Here is a 15,937-nt window from a genome sequence, read left to right as displayed (position 1 = left end):
TAGCGGCGGAGGAGGTTCGCTGTGCTGGAATTTCTACTGTCCGGGTCGCTGGCACCGTTCAGCGTTGCGCTGGCGCTGTTGGTGGGATTGCTGGCGCTTGAACTGGCACTCTCGCTTGTCGGCGGCTCGATCTTTGCGGGCGGGGCCGAGCTTGACGCACCCGAACTCGACCTTCCGGATCTCGATGCGCCCGATCTTTCCCCCGACGGTTTCGGGCATGGCGAACCCGCTGACGTGTCGGGCGTGTCATCGGTGCTCGGTCTGGGCAAGACGCCCTTCATGATCTGGCTGGCCTCTGCCCTGCTGGGCTTTGGTGTCAGCGGTGTCCTGCTGCAATCGGTCCTTTTGAGCACGCTGGGCAGCGCCCTGCCCGGCTGGCTGGCGGCGATCCCGGCTCTGGTCGCGGGCGGCGCCTTTGCGCGGGGCTTTGGCGGGTTTTTTGCCCGGCTGATCCCCCAAGACGAAACACAATCGGTCTCTGAAGCAACCCTTGGCCGACGTCGCGGCGTCATTACCCAAGGCACCGCCGAGCGCGGCCGCCCCGCCGAAGTGCGCGTTACCGACCGCCACGGCAACCCCCATTATCTACGCGCCGAACCGCTTGAAGACGGGGCCCGTCTTGTTCAGGGCAGCACCGTTCTGGTGCTGCGTGACCATCGGCTGGGGCTGTATCGCCTGCTGCCCGTGGAGTGATTTCCAACACCGCTTTTGTTCAGGAGTTCCCATGCCATTCACATCGCTCTTAATCATTGTCGGGGCCATTCTGGCCTTTCTCGTTCTGCTGGGCCTTGTTCTGGGCCGCCTTTATCGCCGCGCCACGCGTGAGATCAGTCTGGTCAAGACCGGCGCGGGCGGAAAGCGGGTCATCATGGACGGCGGCACCATCGTCATTCCGCTGCTGCATGAGGTCAGCCCGGTCAACATGAAGACCCTGCGGCTGGAAGTGCAGCGCAACAATGAGGCCGCGCTGATCACCAAGGACCGCATGCGCGTCGATGTCGGGGTTGAGTTTTATGTCTCGGTTAGTCCGACCGACGAGGGCATCGCGCGCGCCGCGCAGACGCTGGGTCAGCGCATCTTTGACGTCGATCAGCTGCGCGAGATGATCGAGGGCAAGCTGATTGACGGCCTGCGCTCGGTCGCGGCACAGATGACGATGGATGAGCTGCACGAGAACCGCTCGATCTTTGTGCAGGAAGTGCAGAACGCGGTGTCCGAGGATCTGCTCAAGAACGGTTTGTCGCTGGAATCCGTCTCGCTGACAGCACTCGACCAGACGCCGTTCGAGGCGCTCGATGAGAACAACGCCTTCAACGCGGTGGGGATGCGGCGGCTGGCCGAGGTGATCGCCACCTCGAAGAAAGAGCGCGCCCAGATCGACGCCGACGCCGAGGTTTCGGTGCGCCGCGCGGCGATGGAGGCGCAGCGCCAGAAGCTGGTGATCGAGCAGGACGAGGAACAGGCCCGCATCGAGCAGACCCAGCGCATCGCCACCCTGCGCGCCCTGCAAGAGGCGCAAACGGCGACGGATAACGAGAACTCGGCCCGCGAACGCGAACGCGCACGGATCGCGCGCGAGGAATCGATCCGCTCGCGCGAGATCGAGCGCGAGCGCACGCTGCGCGATGCCGAGATCAGTTCCGAACGCGAGCTGGAAGTGGCGGATCAGGAACGCCAGATCATCGTTGCCAAGAAGTCGGAAGAGGAAAGCCGAGCGCGGGCCTCGGCCGATCTGGCGCGGGCCGAGGCGACCAAGGCGATGGAATCGGTCACCACGGCGCGGCAGGTGGCCGAGGCCGAACGGGCCAAGCAGATCGCCCTGATCGAAGCCCAGCGCGAGGCCGAGCGCGACTCGACCCGCGTCCGGGTTGCCGCGCAGGCCGAGCGCGAAGCGGCGCAGGATCGGGCCGAAGCGCGGCGTGAGGAAGCGCGGGCTGACGCTGACGCCATCACCATCCGGGCTGAGGCCAAGAAGCTGGATATGCTGGCCGAGGCTGAGGGTCGCCGCGCGATCACCGAGGCCGACAATGCCCTGTCTCCGGCCATCGTGCAGATGAAAATCGACCTCGCGCGGCTGGAAGCCTTCCCCGAGATCATGGCGCAGATGGTCAAGCCGGTGGAAAAGATCGACTCGATCAAGATCCACTACGTTGGCGGGCTGGGTGGCCAGAACGGCGGCGGCATGACCGGCGCCGGTGGCGAGAAACCGGTGGTCAATCAGGCGCTGGATTCCATCATGGGCATGGCCGTGCAGATGCCCGCGCTGCGCAAGCTGGGTGAGGAACTGGGCCTGTCGATGGAGGGCGGCATCGCCGGAATGGCTGATGGTGCACTGAACGGCAAGCCAGTCGCCGAGGCGAGTGACGACTGACCTGTGATATGGTGCCGCCATGGCCCTCGCCTTCGGCGGGGGCCTTCTCGTTTCGGGGACGGGTTTCGTGGTTGAGCAGGAAGCCTTTCGAGACCAGCGCCGTGGTTAACCACAAAGGAACCGTGATTCCGGTTTCTGCCCCGAACGATCATCTTGGCTATTGAAAGCGCGCCGCTTCGAACGCTGTGTCGCAGGGCTTTGCCCGCAGGCTTGCGGATCAGGGGGTGACGGTCGCGGAATGGGCGCTGCTGCGTCTCCTCTATGACGGGCCTGCCATCGTCCCCTCGGACCGGGCGGCGCGGATGGGCCTGACCAAGGGTGCGATCAGAAAACTTTCCGACCGCCTGCAGTCCAAGGGTCTGCTGACCCGCGCAGACCATCCTGTCGACTAGCGGGGGGCATTTGCTGGACCTGATCGCGACCGGACGGGCGGTAGTGCCGCTCCTTGCCGCTATCACCGACGCCAATGACACCGCGTTCTTCGACGTGCTGGACGCAACCGAGAAAGCCACCCTCGACCAGTTGATCAAGGCGCTTGTCATCCGGCACGGCCTGACCGGCACCTCCGTTGATTTAGCCCGCTCCCCCCGAACAAACGGACCGGCGCGATGGACGCGGCCTATGACGGCACGATGGATTTCCCCCCATGCTGCGTGCGCTGACCGCTGCTGTGGCCGAGGTCTTCGACACCGCAGCGCTCGAGGCGGCGATCCATGCCGCGCAACCCAACGCGCCGGGATACAGCTATGCCGGGTTCAGCGCGCAGGCGACGCAGGCCGGGTACGCCGGGGTCATCGTCGCGATCCCGGGGCGGCGTCTGATTTATCTTGGACGCAGCGCCGAGCCCCCTGTCGCGCGTTTCGCGCGTTAGGACACCCCGCGCATGGCGACGAATGACAAAGGCCCCCACCGCAAAGTGAGGGCCTTTCTTTCCACCGCAGCAACCGTTTCAGGCGCGTGCAGCGCCCTGGTTATGCTTGCGGGCGACCAGCGTCTTGGCGGTTTCCACCGCAACGGCGGCATCGCGGCAATAGGCGTCCGCCCCGATGGCGCGGCCGAATTCTTCGTTCAGGGGCGCGCCGCCGCACAGGATGATATAATCCTCGCGCAGGCCCTTTTCCTTGAGCGTGTCGATAATCACCTTCATATAGGGCATCGTCGTGGTCAGCAGCGCCGACATGCCGATGATATCGGCATTCTCGGCCAGCGCGGCGTCGATGTATTTCTCGACCGGGTTGTTGATGCCCAGATCGACCACCTCGAATCCGGCGCCTTCCATCATCATCGCGACAAGGTTCTTGCCGATGTCGTGGATGTCGCCCTTGACCGTGCCGATCACCATCTTGCCCATGCGCGGTGCGCCGGTTTCCACCAGCAGCGGCTTGAGAATGAACATCCCCGCCTTCATCGCGTTGGCGGCCAGCAGCACTTCGGGCACGAACAGGATGCCATCGCGGAAGTCGTCGCCGACGATCTTCATCCCGGCGACCAGCGATTTGGTCAGGATGTCGTAAGGCGTCCACTTGCGCTCGAGCAGGATGTTGACGGCCTCTTCGATCTCTTCCTTGAGACCGTCATAGAGGTCATCGCCCATCTGCGCGACAAGTTCGTCGTCGGAGAGGTCAGACAGGATGATGTCGTCTTCATCGGCCATGGGGCGTTTCCTCGCAAGAGTGACTTAAAGCCTGAATGCGGCAGAAGCCCTGCCGCGACTGATCCATTCCCGACATGCTCCGATTGAAAGGCGACAGCAAGGCTTTGTTATCCAGCCTCCCTTGAAAATTGTTCATGATCTGTTCATCATCAGACTCATGTCGCGCCCCCCTTCCGCCTTGCCCCCCACGGACCCCACGCTGCGTGCCCCCGCCCGCGCGACGATGGCGCAACCGGCCACCCGCTTCGACAAGCATACGCGCAGCTGGGAGCATGACGGCTGGGACATCCCCGAGGAGGAGCGCCTGCTCAGGCGCGAGGTCAGTATCGAGCAGCCGCGCAGCGTGATCTCGTGGAACCAGTCGCCGGATCTGAGCTTTGACCGGGCGATCAACAGCTATCGGGGCTGCGAGCATGGGTGCATCTATTGCTTCGCCCGCCCCTCGCATGGCTATCTGGGCCTGTCGCCGGGGCTGGATTTCGAGACCCGGCTGATCGCGCGCCCGACCACGGCCAAGGTACTGGAGCGTGAGTTGGGCAAGAAGGGCTATGTGGTGCGTCCGATGGCGATGGGCACCAACACCGACCTGTGGCAACCGATCGAGGCACAATACCGCATCACCCGGTCGGTGCTGGAGGTGCTGCACGACTGGCGGCATCCGGTGATGATCACCACACGCGGCGCGCTGATCGAACGCGACATGGATATCCTGTCGGCGATGGCAGCGCTGAACCTTTGCGAGGTGGGGATCAGCATCACCACGCTCGACCCGGTCCTGGCGCGCGACATGGAACCGCGCGCGCCCACGCCTGAGCGGCGACTGGGCATGATGCGGGCTCTACGGGCGGCGGGAATTCCGGTGCGGCTGATGATGGCGCCGATCATTCCAGGCCTGACCGATCATGAAGTAGAGAAAATCCTGACAGCCGCGCGCGAGGCCGGGGCGGATACCGCGCGCTGGGGTCTGATCCGCTTGCCGCGTGAGGTCAGCCCGTTGTTTCAGGACTGGCTGGAGCGCAAACGGCCCAACCACGCCGTGAAGGTGATGAAACTGCTACACGAGATGCGCGGCGGTCAGGATAATGACAGCAATTTCCACAGCCGCTTTCGGGGGGCCGGTCCCTATGCCGACCTGCTCGCGCAGCGCATACGAAAAACCCGCGCGCGGCTTGGCTATGCCGAGGCCAGCAAAGACCTCGACTGCGGACAATTCCGCAAGCCGCCGCGCGCGGGTGATCAACTCAGCCTGTTCTGACCAGACGAGGGGCGCCGGTCAGTCAGGCTGACAGATCACGCAATGTCAGATCACGGGCAAGCAGCGCGGTAGTAACCGCCGCGGCCATCCGCATAGGCGCAATCGCCCTGCGCCGAGTTACGCGCGACCAGAGCGCCAGCAGCAGCGCCGCCCAGAGCAGCAACGATGGTCCAGTTGTCATTCGCATCGAACGCATCAGCCAGCAGCAGACCACCGGCAGCGCCAGCAAGACCACCCACGGCGGTGCGCTCGTTCGAGCTCATGGTGCACGCACCAAGGGTAAGGGTGCCGACAGCAGCGGCGATCATCAAAGCTTTCATAGAATGTCTCCTAAATGGCGTTCCCCGGGCAAACGCACAGGTCGCCTATCGGTTCCACGAAATGATCACGGACGCGAGACACGGAAACGTTACCCAGCGGAAAACCGCTGGGAAACAGGCCCCTAGGGTACAAGATTGGCCGCAGTTCCCTTGCCTTTCATCAATCTTCGAACAGCTCGGTCTGGCCGGGATTTTCCTCGTCCTCGTCCTCACTGCTGCGTTGCTGGCCCGGCATGCCACGGCTGTCGAGCAGCCCGGCTTCGCGCAGTTCCTTGACGCCCGGCAGATCGCGCGGGGTTTCCAGCCCGAAATGGTCGAGGAACCCGTCGGTGACTACAAAGGTCAGCGGACGGCCCGGTGTCATGCGGCGACGGCCAAAGCGGATCCAGTCGAGCTCCATCAGCTGATCAATCGTGCCGCGCGAAAGCGACACACCGCGAATTTCCTCGATCTCGGCCCGCGTCACCGGCTGGTGATAGGCGATGATTGCCAGTGTCTCGATGGCCGCGCGGCTCAGGCGGCGGGTTTCGACCTGCTCGGTGCGCATCAGCCAGCCCAGATCGGGGGCCGTGCGCATTGCCCAGCCGCTACCCACCCGCACCAGATGCACCCCGCGCCCGGCATAGCGCGAGCGCAGATGCACCAGCGCCTCGCCCACATCGGAACCCTCGGGCAGCCGGCGCGTCAACTCGGCCGCGGTCACCGGCTCGGCGCTGGCAAAGAGGATCGCTTCGATCATGCGCTCTTGCTCGGCAATCGGCGGCACCGGGAACAGGCCGGGGGCGTCGTCATCGTCGAGGTCGGTTTCGTCGGTCATCGATCCCCCTGCGGGCGCAACCGCACCCGGATTGGTGCGAAAGTCTCACCCTGTTGGATTTCCAGTTGCCCCTGTTTCGCCATTTCCAGCGACGCCGCAAAGGTCGAGGCCAGCGCCGAGCGCCGCCGCCCACCGGCAGCGCGCCAGCCGGGCGGCAGGAAACCCGCCAGATCCGACCAGTTGATCGCCTCGCCGATCATGCCACGCAACCGCTCAAGCGCCAGTTCCAGCGGGTAGACATCGGTGCGATCGAACGCATAGGGGCGAAATTCGTCGCGGGTGCGCAGGCGGGCATAGGCCTGCACCAGTTCCAGCAGCGTTGCCGTGTGCTGGGTGCGTTTTTCGATGGCGTGGGTTTCCGGCTCTCCGCGGGCAAAGAACTCGCGCCCCAGCCGGTCGCGGCCCATCAGGCGCCCCGAGGCCTCGCGCATGGCTTCCAGACGTTCCAGCTGGAACGCCAGATGCGCGGCAAGGTCTTCGGCGCTGGGGCCTTCCTCGGACGGGTCGGGCGGCAGCAGCAGGCGCGATTTCAGGAAGGCGAGCCATGCTGCCATCACCAGATAATCCGCCGCCAGCTCGATCCTGAGCGCGCGCGCGGCTTCGACAAAGCGCAGGTATTGCTCGGCCAGTTGCAGCACCGAGATGCGGCGCAGGTCGACTTTCTGGCGGCGCGACAGGGTCAGCAGCAGGTCGAGCGGCCCTTCATAGCCGTCGACATCGACGATCAACGCCTCGTCTTCGAGGCGGGCGGCAACCGAGTCACCGCTCTGCGTCGCCTCGGCGTCACTCATTGCGCATCAGGCCCTTGCGTTGCTGAGGCGCTCAAAATCGGCGGTGGCGGCGGCAATGTCAATCGCGGCTGGCGCGCGGCGCGCGGCAAGCGCCCGGGCGGCGCGGATCGCTGCCTTGGCACTCAGCGTTCCAGAGGCCGCCACGACGCCCGGCATTTCGCCCATCTCGCCCGAGCAATGCAGCACGATATCGCAACCCGCCGCGATGGCCTTCGCCGCGCGGTCAGGCAAGGTGCCGCCCAGCGCGTTCATGTTCAGATCATCGGTCATCAGCAACCCGTCAAAGCCCAAGCTCTCGCGCAGATAGCGTAGAACGACGGGCGAAAGGGTCGCGGGCGTGTCGGGATCGAGCGCCTCGATCACCATATGGCCGGTCATACCCAGCGGCAGGTCGGCCAGCGCGCGGACCGGCACGAAATCATGCGTTTCCAAGGCCGCCAGCGGGGTTTTGCAGCGCGCCAGTTCCAGATGCGTATCGGCATTGGCCGCGCCGTGGCCCGGCAGGTGCTTGATCACCGGCAACACGCCGCCCGCCAGCAGCCCCTCAGCCGCCGCGTGCGCCAGCACCGCAACCTCAGCCGGGTCCGATGACCAGATGCGGCGTTGCAGGAAGGGGTGTGTCTCGGGCCCCGCCACATCAATCACCGGCGCGCAATTGCCATCGACACCGCAGGCGCGCAGCTCTGCCGCCATCAGCCGGTGGCGCAGGCGCACGGCCTCAGCCCCACCCGCCTGTACGTTGGCATCATCCCAGCTGCGGGCCAGCGGCGCGCGCAGACGGGCGACGGTTCCGCCCTCTTGGTCCATGAACACCGGCGCGTCACGGCCCACGGTCTCACGCAGCGCCGCCGTCAGCGCGCGCAGCTGCGCGGCGCTTTCGACGTTGCGCTTGAAGAGGATAAAGCCCCACGGGTCGGCATCGCGAAAGAACGCGGCCTCGGTGGTGCTCAACACCGGCCCGGCACAGCCCAGGATCGTGGCGCCGGTCATGCGCGGCTCAGCGGATCAGCGTCGGGATACAATCGACGCTCTCGGCCATCAGCATGGTGCAGAAGCGCCGCGCTTCGGGCTCGTCCGAGAAACCGGCGGCACGCAGACGGTAGAACACCCGCCCGCCCGAGGTGGCAGGCTCGATGATCCGACCCCGGCTTTCAAGGAAACTGGGGAAACGCTCGTTGATCGCCTCCCATGCGCCCCGCGCGGCGGCCTCGTCGTCGTAGACGCCAAGCTGCACCAGACGGGTGCCGGGGGCCAGCGTGTCCGGGTCAACCTCGGTCACCGGGCTGGTGCTGAGACGGGTGACCAATTCTTGCAACAGGGCCTCTGCCTGCGCGTCGGTGCCCCCGCTGAGCGGGGCCTGCGCCACGGCCTGAACGGCGGCCACCGGGCGGGAGGCGGCGCTGGCGACGACCGTGGCGTTGCGCGCCCGGGGATAGGGTGAGCGCGACACGCCTGGGGCCGAGGCGGGAATGATCTGCAGATTTTGCGACGCGGCAGCCTGCGTGATCGACACCGGCGCGGCGTTGGGGGCAGCAACCGGGGCCGGAGCCGCGACCTGCACCGCACCGGGCGCGGTGATCGGCGAACCGCGCGCGGTCATCACCTCAGCCGAGCGATCCTCGGCCGACAGATCCAGCGATTGCGGTGCCAACGCGATGGTCTGCGCGGCGCTTGCCGCGCCGCCCTCTGCCGCGACGGTATTGACGGCAAGACCCTGATACGCCGCCTGACGGCCACCGGGATCTTCGGGCGATTGACGGGCGGGACCGGCCAGCGCGCGGATCACCGGCACACCGGTCACATCGCGCACCATCAAGCGGTAGGACCAAACACCCACCCCGCACAGCAGCGCCACAGAAAGCGCTGCACCTGCCAGATTGACCATCCGCCCCATGCGGCCCGGTTGGGCCGCGTAGGGATCGCCGGACGGAATCCGTCCGGGCTGCGGGGCATACTGCCCCTCATAATAGCCTTGTGCCATGCTCGCCTCACAAACCCGCCGGGTTGGTCCCGGTCTTGGCCTACGTTCAATACACGCCCGCTTTCACGAACGCCCCTGCCCGCGCGCTGGCCTGTAGTTCAGCGCATTTCCTCGACGGGGGTGACGCCAAGGATAGCAAGACCCGCAGAAATAACAACGCCCACGGCGCGTGCCAGAGCGATTTTGCTCGCCATTGTGGCCGGATCGTCCTGCACGAAGCGCAAGCCGGGCTCGTCATTGCCCTTATTCCAGTGGCCATGCAGGTCTGCAGCCAGCTCTCCAAGGTATCCGGCGACGCGGTGCGGCTCATGCGCGCGGGCGGCGATTTCGACCTGACGCGGCCAATCGGCCATCTTTCGGATCAGCGCGATCTCGGCCGGGTGGTCCAGTGCGGCCAGATCGGCCTGTGCCAGCGCGGCGTCCGAGGTGTCGATCCCGGCCGCAGCGGCTTTGCGCAGCACCGAGGCGACGCGGGCGCTGGCGTATTGCACGTACCAGACCGGGTTGTCGCGCGATTGCTCCTGCACCTTGGCAAAGTCGAAATCGAGCGCGGCATCGTTCTTGCGGGTCAGCATGACGAAACGGGTCACATCGGCGCCCACCTCGTCGACCACGTCGCGCAGGGTGACAAACGTCCCTGCCCGCTTGGACATCTTGAACGGCTCGCCGTTCTTGTAAAGCTTCACCAGCTGGATAAGCTTGATATCCAGCGGCACGCGGCCCTCGGACAGCGCCGAAACGGCGGCCTTCATCCGCTTGACATAGCCGCCATGGTCCGCGCCCAGAATGTCGATCAGCAGATCGAAGCCGCGCTGCACCTTGTCGTAGTGATACGCGATGTCGGGGGCGAAATAGGTCCAGCCACCGTCGGATTTCTTGACCGGGCGGTCCACGTCGTCGCCATGCGCGGTCGATTTGAACAGTGTCTGTTCGCGCGGCTCCCAATCGTCCAGCGTCTTGCCCTTCGGCGGCTCCAGCACGCCTTCATAGATCAGGCCCATGCCGCGCAGCGTGTCGATGGCCGCTTCGATCTTGCCGGTGCCGTAGAGCGCCTTTTCGCTGGAATAGACGTCCATCTTGACGCCCAGCGCTTCCAGATCGCCCCGGATCATCTCCATCATCGCCTGGGTGGAGAACTCACGGAAAATCGGCAGCCAGTCGGCTTCGGGCGCGGTCAGGAAGCGGTCGCCGTATTGCTCCTTGAGCGCCTCGCCCACCGGGATCAGGTAGTCGCCGGGATAGAGCCCCTCGGCGATCTCGGGGCTGAGGCCGTTCGCCTCGCGGTAGCGTTCAAAGGCCGAGCGCGCCAGCACATCGACCTGCGCGCCGCCGTCGTTGATGTAATATTCGCGCGTCACGTCGTAGCCCGCGAAATCCAGCAGGCTGGCTAGCGCATCCCCGACCACGGCGCCGCGCGTATGGCCGACATGCATCGGGCCGGTCGGGTTGGCGCTGACGAATTCGACGTTGACCTTCTGGCCCTTGCCCAAGGTTGCGCGACCGAAATCCGTGCCCGCGCCCAGCGCCGAACCGACAATCGCCTGCCAGGCCGAGGGCACCAGCCGCAGGTTCAGAAAGCCCGGCCCTGCCACCTCGACCGCCGCGATGCGCGGGTCCGCCGAGAGGCGGCTCGCCAGCGCGTCAGCGATCTCGCGCGGTTTCAGGCCCGAGGGCTTGGCCAGCACCATCGCCGCATTGGTCGCCATATCGCCATGCGCCGCATCGCGGGGCGGCTCGACCGTCACCGCTGCGGTTTCCAGTCCTGCGGGCAGAAAGCCCTCGCTGGCCATCGCGCCGAGACACTCGACCACCAGCACGCGAATATCGTTGAACAGGTTCATATCGTCGTCCTTTGTTGCCCCTGCACTACCACGGCGGCGGCGAAGGTCAACTCGCCGAACGCCTTGTTTAGTGCTCGGACGGGGGCAAAGACGGCGCTGCGGCCTTGTCGGTGTTCACCCTGAGCAGGAAAACGATCGGCAGAGCGCAGGCGGTGAAGATCAGCATCAGCAGGAAATTGTCGACATAGGCGATCATCGCGGCCTGTTGCGTCACCAGCCCGTCCACCTGCGCCGCCACCGTCAGATTGCCCTGCAGCAGGCCCGGCACCAGCTGATGCACGGCCTGCGAGTCCGCGCCAAGGCGCGAGGCGAGTTCCTCGTGGTTGGTCGCGATCATCCGCGCCAGCACCGAGGTCACGATGGAAATCCCCAACCCCGAGCCCACGTTACGCACCAGCGCGAACATCGAGGTGCCATCGCTGCGGTACTTGGCCGACAGCGTGGCGAAGGTCAGCGTCGAGAAGGGCACGAACACAAAACCCAAGCCAAAGCCCTGCATCACGCCCGACCAGACGATCGGCCAGACATCCATCATCGTGTCATAGCCAGTCATCATCCAGAAAGCGCCGATGGTCAGCGCCATGCCGAAAGTCACCAGCAGGCGCGGGTCCACCTTGCCCATCAGCCGACCCACGACGATCATCGACAGCATCGTGCCGATCCCGCGCGGGGCCATGGCGATGCCGGTGGTGATCACAGGATAGCCCAGCAGATTTTGCAGCAGCGGCGGCAGCAGCGCGAGGCCCGAGAACAGCGTCAGGCCGATGACGAAGATGAACAAGAGCCCCATGGAGAAGTTACGGTCGGCGAACATGCGCAGGTCGATGAACGGCTCGTCCGCCGTCAGGCAGTGGACGATGAACACCCACAAGCCACTGATCGACAGGCCGATATAGATCCATGTCTCGGGCGAGCCGAGCCAGCCGACGGCCTGCCCGCGGTCCAGCATCAGCTGCAACGCGCCAATCGCCAGCCCCAGCATGGCAAAGCCGAAGAAGTCAAAGCGCCGGGTGCGCGTCGGGGTTTTGGGCATGAAGGCGGCGACGCCCAGCAGTGCCAGAATGCCGATGGGCAGGTTGACCAGAAACACATAGCGCCAGCCGAAATCCTCGGTCAGCCAGCCGCCCAGCGTCGGGCCGACAATCGGCCCCAGCATGATGCCCGCGCCGTAAACGGCCATGGCCTGCCCCATACGCTCGCGCGGGTTGATGTCCAGAATGGTGCTCTGCGCCAGCGGGCTGAGCACGGCGCCGAACAGGCCCTGCATGACGCGGAACATGACCATTTCCTCAAGCCCCGTGGCAATACCACACAGCAGGGACGAGGCGGTGAAACCGGCGATAGCGATCAGGAACAAGAGCCGCGCGCCCAGACGGTCCACCAGCCAGCCGGTCAGCGGCGTGGCGATGGCCGAGGCGACGATATACGAGGTCAGAACCCAGGTGATTTCTTCCTGACTGGCCCCGAGGCTGGCGGTCATATGCGGCAGCGCGACATTGGCGATGGTGGTGTCGAGCACCTGCATGATCGTCGCCAGCATGATCGCGACCGTCAGCCAGCCGCGATGCGCGACTTCGAGGTTCGGGCGCGAGACAGCGGCGGTCATGGCAGCAGATGGGCAAGGTTGAGCCGGTCGTAGCGGCTGGCCCCGGTATCGACCGAGACCCCGGCGCTCAGCCCCCCGCGCAGCGGGTGGTCCGAGTTGCTCTCCAACCGGATACGCACGGGCACGCGCTGCACGACCTTGACCCAGTTGCCGGTCGCGTTCTGTGCCGGGATCAGCGAGAATTGCGAGCCGGTCGCAGCGCCGATGCTCTGCACCGTGCCGCGCAACTCCAGCCCGGAATAGGCGTCCAGCGTCACCGTCACCGGCTGCCCGGGTATCAGCGCGCCGACCTGCGTTTCCTTGAAATTCGCCTCGATCCACGAGGTGTCAGATTCGACCAGACTGGCCACCATCGTGCCGGTGCTGATGTACTGACCGATGTTCAGGCTGGCCGTCTGGCTGACCACACCGGAAGCCGGGGCGCGGATCACCGTATGCGCCAGCGCCCGCTCGGCAGCTTCGCGGGCCGAGATGGCGGCGCGCACCGAGGGCATGGTGTCAATCTCGCGCTCAGGATCGCCGCCCAGCGCGGCGGCGGCCTGGGTGACGGCCAGCGCGGCCAGCGTCACATCGTTTTCCGCCGATTGTACAGTCAATGAGGCGGAATCGAGCGCCGTGTTCGAGATCACACCGCGTGTTTCCAGTTCGGTCTGACGCTCGAATTCATGCTCGCGCAGCGCCTGAACCTGCCGTGCCGCATCCAGCCGTCCCTGCGCGGTGACCAGCGCCGAGCGCAGCTGCTCGGCCCCCAGCCGCGCGGCGGCCAGCGCCGCGTCGGCCTGATCCAGCGCGATGCGGTAGGGTTCGTCGTCGATGCGAAACAGGATATCCCCGGCCTCGACATGCTGGTTCTCGACCGCGACCACCTCGGTGATGCGGCCAGACACATCGGCGCTGACCGGCAGGATCGCCTGCCGGACATAAGCGTTATCGGTCGTCTCGTAGCGCCCGCCGGACAGCCACGCGTAGCCGCCGCCCAGCGCCAGCAACAAGGGCACGGACAGCATCAGCACCCGGCGGCTGCGCTTGCGGGCCGGTTTGGCGGGGGCGGTCGCGGGCGTGGTGTCGGCCTGCGACGGGTCGAAGGCAGCGGTGGTATCTTTGGGGCTCATGGCTTCATCATTCATTGACGGCGGCTTCGCAGGGGGCGGCGGTTTCAAGGTTGCTCATGATCTGGCCCAGCAGCCGGACCAGCGTCTCGCTCTCGTCGGGCTCGATCCCGGTGAGCGCGCGCGCCATCATGTGCTGCGCGACCAGTCGCATTTCCTCGATGATCGGCAGGGCGGCGGGGGTCAGCAGGACCAGCTTGGCGCGGCTGTCGGTCGGATCGGGTTCGCGCCGGACATAGCCGTGCTTTTCCAGCCGGTCGATGGTGTCGCTCATCGTCATCGGGCTGACCTCGATCCGCGCGGCAAGCACCGACTGGGTCATCCCGTCCTGCCGGGCCAGCACACCCAAAGTGCGCCATTGCAGCAGGCTGAGCTTGTGATCACGCGCGCGTCTGCTGAACTCGCTGCGCATCACGCGCGCGGTGTCGATGAGCAGAGCAAGAACAGGGGAGGTTTGAGTCGGCACGGGAGTTCCTTTGTTACGGACCGATATAATATTGGTCCGTAACAAAGCAAGGGCCAAAAATGCTGCCCTGCAGCAGAAGGCTCAGCCCGAGACGATATACCGGGTAAAGCGCACCATATCCGAGCCCAGCAGCCGCGAATGCTCTTGCAGCGCGAAACGGTCGGTCATGCCCGCCACGTAATCCGCCACGATCCGCCCCAACGCCGCCTCATCACGCGCCCGCGCCACGTCGTCGCGCCACTCGTCCGGCAGACGGGCTGGATCCTGTATGAACAGCGTGAAGAGATCGCGCACCACCTCCGTCACCTCGGCCCGCATCGCCACCACGCGGGGGGCGCGGTACATGCGGGTGAACAGGAACTGGCGGATCACCTTCAGTTCGCGAAACAGCTTGTCGGAAAAGCGGATGATCGTCGTACCCAGAAAGCGGATCGCATCGGCATCCTTGGGCTGCGCCGCTTCAAGCCGGTGGTGGGCGACGGCGATCACATCCTCGACCATCACGCCAAACACGCGGCGCAGCGCTTCATGCCGGCGACGCATCTTGTCCAGACCGGGATAGAGCGCGTCGACCTCGGCAAAGGCGGGGCCGGTGATCGGCAGCTCCATCAGGTCTTCCTCGGTGAACAGGCCCGAGCGCAGACCGTCGTGCAGATCGTGGTGGTTATAGGCCACGTCATCGGCAATCGCCGCGACCTGCGCCTCGGCGCTGGCATGCGTGTGCAGCCACAGGTCGTGCTGGGCGTTGTATTCGGCCAACGCCGCCGGGATCTGGCCTTTCTTGGGCGTGCCATCGGGCAGGATGATCGGACCGTTGTGCTTGGCGATGCCTTCCAGCGTCTCCCAGCTCAGGTTCAGCCCGTCGAAATCAGCATAGTGCCGCTCCAACGCGGTGACGATCCTGAGCGCCTGCGCGTTGTGGTCAAAGCCGCCGTACGGCTCCATCAGCTCGGACAGCGCGTCTTCGCCGGTGTGGCCGAAGGGCGTGTGACCCAGATCATGCGCCAGCGCGATGGCCTCGGCCAGATCGGTGTTCAGCCCCAGCGACCCCGCCAGCGTGCGCGCCACCTGCGCCACCTCGATGGAATGGGTCAGGCGGGTGCGGTAATAATCGCCCTCATGCTCGATAAACACCTGCGTCTTGTGCTTGAGCCGCCGGAAGGCGCTGGAATGGATGATCCGGTCCCGGTCGCGCTGAAAGGGTGAGCGGAAGGTCGAGATCGTCTCACGGTGCAGCCGCCCACGGCTTTGCGTGGGGTCTGCAGCGAAGGGGGCCTTGTCGGTCATATCGTCCTACTTGCCGGGTGCGCTTGCCGCACGCCTTTAGCCTGCTTATATCTACACTTGCATAACAGGAAAACGCTGATCCGCCATGAAACTGCCCCCCCGCGTCACAGATCGCGCCTTTGCGCGCCTCGCCGAGATCGCTGAAAACGCCGGTCAGGACCAGGTCCTGCGCATCGCCGTGTCGGGCGGGGGGTGTTCGGGCTTTCAATATGAGATCACCCTTGACGCCCCGGCCGAGGATGACCTCGTGCTGGCCGCCAAGGGACAACAGGTGGTCATCGACCCCGTGTCCCTGCCCTTTCTGGACAACGCGGTGATTGATTTCACCGAAGAGCTGATCGGGGCACGGTTCGTGATCGAAAACCCCAATGCGGCGTCCAGCTGCGGTTGCGGGATCAGCTTCTCGATGTAATCGCAGCCCGCCGGGCATGAAAAAAGG

Annotated in this window: 17 protein-coding genes; 6 read left to right on the top strand and 11 right to left on the bottom strand. The window is 65.5% G+C overall.

The window, feature by feature from the left end:
* The first annotated feature begins 21 nt into the window (after nucleotides 1-21).
* From EAE28_RS10430 to EAE28_RS24035, 4 genes are all read left to right on the top strand, one after another.
* A complete protein-coding gene (locus EAE28_RS10430) occupies nucleotides 22-693 on the top strand; it encodes an OB-fold-containig protein (RefSeq protein ID WP_127105855.1) in 672 nt (223 codons plus the stop codon).
* A 31-nt stretch (nucleotides 694-724) separates the two neighbouring features.
* On the top strand, nucleotides 725-2,371 hold the full coding sequence (locus EAE28_RS10425) for a flotillin family protein (protein WP_127105854.1): 1,647 nt from the start codon (nucleotides 725-727) through the stop codon (nucleotides 2,369-2,371).
* Nucleotides 2,372-2,595: 224 nt separating this feature from the next.
* Nucleotides 2,596-2,763 carry a MarR family transcriptional regulator gene (locus tag EAE28_RS24040; RefSeq protein WP_220443915.1) on the top strand — a complete coding sequence of 56 codons (168 nt, stop codon included), beginning with the start codon at nucleotides 2,596-2,598 and terminating at the stop codon, nucleotides 2,761-2,763.
* A 254-nt stretch (nucleotides 2,764-3,017) separates the two neighbouring features.
* Nucleotides 3,018-3,242, top strand: coding sequence for a hypothetical protein (locus tag EAE28_RS24035; RefSeq protein WP_220443914.1), 225 nt, complete (start codon nucleotides 3,018-3,020; stop codon nucleotides 3,240-3,242).
* 78 nt (nucleotides 3,243-3,320) lie between these two features.
* Here the strand turns inward: EAE28_RS24035 and EAE28_RS10415 are convergent, their stop codons facing one another.
* Nucleotides 3,321-4,025 carry a corrinoid protein gene (locus EAE28_RS10415; RefSeq protein WP_127105853.1) on the bottom strand — a complete coding sequence of 235 codons (705 nt, stop codon included), beginning with the start codon at nucleotides 4,023-4,025 and terminating at the stop codon, nucleotides 3,321-3,323.
* A 157-nt stretch (nucleotides 4,026-4,182) separates the two neighbouring features.
* Between EAE28_RS10415 and EAE28_RS10410 the strand changes: the two genes are divergently transcribed.
* Nucleotides 4,183-5,280, top strand: a complete 1,098-nt coding sequence (locus EAE28_RS10410) for a PA0069 family radical SAM protein (RefSeq protein WP_425466769.1) — start codon at nucleotides 4,183-4,185, stop codon at nucleotides 5,278-5,280.
* 50 nt (nucleotides 5,281-5,330) lie between these two features.
* Here EAE28_RS10410 and EAE28_RS10405 read toward each other — a convergent pair whose 3' ends face one another.
* The 10 genes from EAE28_RS10405 to EAE28_RS10360 all read right to left on the bottom strand — a co-directional run bounded on the left by EAE28_RS10405 (nucleotide 5,331) and on the right by EAE28_RS10360 (nucleotide 15,498).
* Nucleotides 5,331-5,600, bottom strand: coding sequence for a glycine zipper 2TM domain-containing protein (locus tag EAE28_RS10405; protein WP_127105851.1), 270 nt, complete (start codon nucleotides 5,598-5,600; stop codon nucleotides 5,331-5,333).
* Nucleotides 5,601-5,760: 160 nt separating this feature from the next.
* Nucleotides 5,761-6,417 (bottom strand): SMC-Scp complex subunit ScpB, encoded by a 657-nt coding sequence (gene scpB / locus EAE28_RS10400; protein WP_127105849.1) that lies wholly within the window; start codon nucleotides 6,415-6,417, stop codon nucleotides 5,761-5,763.
* Complete coding sequence (locus EAE28_RS10395) at nucleotides 6,414-7,208, bottom strand: segregation and condensation protein A (protein ID WP_127105848.1); 795 nt, start codon at nucleotides 7,206-7,208, stop codon at nucleotides 6,414-6,416. The genes scpB and EAE28_RS10395 overlap by 4 nt, the downstream gene beginning before the upstream one ends.
* A gap of 6 nt (nucleotides 7,209-7,214) precedes the next feature.
* Nucleotides 7,215-8,198, bottom strand: coding sequence for a glycoside hydrolase family 3 N-terminal domain-containing protein (locus EAE28_RS10390; protein ID WP_127105846.1), 984 nt, complete (start codon nucleotides 8,196-8,198; stop codon nucleotides 7,215-7,217).
* A 7-nt stretch (nucleotides 8,199-8,205) separates the two neighbouring features.
* Nucleotides 8,206-9,189, bottom strand: a complete 984-nt coding sequence (locus tag EAE28_RS10385) for an SPOR domain-containing protein (protein ID WP_127105844.1) — start codon at nucleotides 9,187-9,189, stop codon at nucleotides 8,206-8,208.
* Between the two features lie 98 nt (nucleotides 9,190-9,287).
* Nucleotides 9,288-11,030, bottom strand: a complete 1,743-nt coding sequence (gene argS / locus EAE28_RS10380; protein ID WP_127105842.1) for an arginine--tRNA ligase — start codon at nucleotides 11,028-11,030, stop codon at nucleotides 9,288-9,290.
* Between the two features lie 67 nt (nucleotides 11,031-11,097).
* Nucleotides 11,098-12,636, bottom strand: a complete 1,539-nt coding sequence (locus EAE28_RS10375) for a DHA2 family efflux MFS transporter permease subunit (RefSeq protein ID WP_127105840.1) — start codon at nucleotides 12,634-12,636, stop codon at nucleotides 11,098-11,100.
* A complete protein-coding gene (locus tag EAE28_RS10370; protein ID WP_127105838.1) occupies nucleotides 12,633-13,748 on the bottom strand; it encodes an HlyD family secretion protein in 1,116 nt (371 codons plus the stop codon). Before EAE28_RS10370 ends, EAE28_RS10375 begins: the two co-directional genes overlap by 4 nt.
* Before the next feature lie 7 nt (nucleotides 13,749-13,755).
* Nucleotides 13,756-14,211 carry a MarR family winged helix-turn-helix transcriptional regulator gene (locus tag EAE28_RS10365; RefSeq protein ID WP_127105836.1) on the bottom strand — a complete coding sequence of 152 codons (456 nt, stop codon included), beginning with the start codon at nucleotides 14,209-14,211 and terminating at the stop codon, nucleotides 13,756-13,758.
* A gap of 81 nt (nucleotides 14,212-14,292) precedes the next feature.
* On the bottom strand, nucleotides 14,293-15,498 hold the full coding sequence (locus EAE28_RS10360) for a deoxyguanosinetriphosphate triphosphohydrolase (protein ID WP_127105834.1): 1,206 nt from the start codon (nucleotides 15,496-15,498) through the stop codon (nucleotides 14,293-14,295).
* Nucleotides 15,499-15,583: 85 nt separating this feature from the next.
* On the opposite strand from EAE28_RS10360, the gene EAE28_RS10355 reads away from it, so the two are divergent.
* Complete coding sequence (locus EAE28_RS10355) at nucleotides 15,584-15,910, top strand: HesB/IscA family protein (RefSeq protein WP_127105832.1); 327 nt, start codon at nucleotides 15,584-15,586, stop codon at nucleotides 15,908-15,910.
* Nucleotides 15,911-15,937 lie beyond the last annotated feature (27 nt).

Source organism: Pararhodobacter zhoushanensis (genome assembly GCF_003990445.1).
GTDB classification, from domain to species: Bacteria; Pseudomonadota; Alphaproteobacteria; order Rhodobacterales; family Rhodobacteraceae; genus Pararhodobacter; species Pararhodobacter zhoushanensis.
The sequence above is the reverse complement of the archived record's forward strand: the minus strand, read 5'-3'. Positions and strand labels throughout refer to the sequence as shown.